At 44.9% G+C, this 1,251-nt stretch carries 2 protein-coding genes and 1 pseudogene; 2 read left to right on the forward strand and 1 reads right to left on the reverse strand.

The genetic code is table 11. The features are described from left to right. A pseudogene (locus PX482_RS09465) lies at positions 1 to 87 on the reverse strand (transposase); the annotation flags it as partial. Between the two features lie 289 nt (positions 88 to 376). Here PX482_RS09465 and PX482_RS09470 point away from each other — a divergent pair. Both PX482_RS09470 and PX482_RS09475 read left to right on the forward strand, forming a co-directional pair. Further along, complete coding sequence (locus PX482_RS09470; protein ID WP_002758784.1) at positions 377 to 877, forward strand: L,D-transpeptidase; 501 nt, start codon at positions 377 to 379, stop codon at positions 875 to 877. A 198-nt stretch (positions 878 to 1,075) separates the two neighbouring features. Continuing rightward, a partial coding sequence (locus PX482_RS09475) for a SemiSWEET transporter (protein WP_288122363.1) occupies positions 1,076 to 1,251 on the forward strand: 176 nt, incomplete at its 3' end.

Below are 1,251 nucleotides of genomic sequence, written 5' to 3' on the forward strand. Positions count from 1 at the left end.
CACAAACTGAGATGTCCTAATTGCTTCATCTAGTCTTTGGTATTGTTCTGGTGTCCCGTTTTTTAACTTGGCTTCTACGACTAGCATCGATTAATCCTCGACCCTGGATAAATTGAGTATAACACAGTTTACCTACAAATGGTAGAATTAAAATCGTGCTTCGCAGTCAATATCCTGGTCGGATTTCATCCCCCGCAAAGGTTGATGTCTTGTCGAAAAATTTAGCGGGGGCATTCATCCGACATTTTAGGTAACCGAATTAGCCCAACTCGACTGCGATTTTATCCTTCCCTCCCGCACTCACCATATCGACGGTTTGACATCCTCACAATCAGATTAGAATACGGATAAAAAATTTTGACTTTGCTGGTATCAGATGCGAGTTTTTCTGCCGATTCTCTGTTTATGTCTAGGAATAGGGGAATTTTTCCTCAATCCCCCCATTAGTCCGGGCAATTCCCTTCCCGCAACCACGGTAACTCGAACGGAAACCCGTTTGCTGCTGAATTTAAAAAAAAGACGGGTTTTTGTTTACCAAGGACAGAAAATAATCGCTTCTTACCCAGTGGCGATCGGTCGTCCGGGTTGGGAAACCCCAACGGGAGAATTTAGGGTGATTCAGATGGTGCGGGAACCAGTCTGGGAACATCCTTTCACCGGGCAACTGGTGCCATCGGGAAAAAACAACCCTTTAGGGGCGCGTTGGATCGGATTTTGGACCGATGGCGCCAATTTTATCGGTTTTCACGGTACACCGCAAGAAAATCTCATCGGCCGGGCCGTCTCCCACGGTTGCGTCAGGATGCGCGATCGAGATATAAAGGCTTTATTTGAAAAGGTAAAAATCGGCACTTCGGTGATAGTAATCGCTCAATAAGTAGTGTCTGCTGAAAAAGTTTCTTGGTGAGGTTAGGAGTCGGTCGTCAGTCCCGATGAAAAAATTTTCACCCCCACAGATGAAAGAGGTTTCCTTCCCTACACCCCACACCCCACACCCTACACCCTCTTTCAAGTCAGGCGTAATTTAGATAGTCAACAGTTTAAAATGAGAGAAACTAAGCCAAGAGGATAAGCGGTGAATATTATTGAACTAATCGGGATCGTGGCGGGAATATTAACCACTGTCTCTTTTTTACCCCAAGTGATTAAAACTTGGCGTTATCGTTCGGCTAAGGACTTGTCCCTAACTATGTTTATTTGCTTTTGTCTGGGGGTTTTTCTTTGGCTAATCTACGGGATTTATATGAGCAG

The sequence above is a fragment of the Microcystis sp. M53602_WE12 genome, assembly GCF_030065455.1.
Classification (GTDB): Bacteria; Cyanobacteriota; Cyanobacteriia; order Cyanobacteriales; family Microcystaceae; genus Microcystis; species Microcystis aeruginosa.

What these genes read in the sequence shown, in the direction of transcription:
- PX482_RS09470 (WP_002758784.1), top strand. Translation starts at nt 377, where the DNA reads ATGCGAGTTTTTCTGCCGATTCTCTGTTTATGTCTAGGAATAGGGGAA.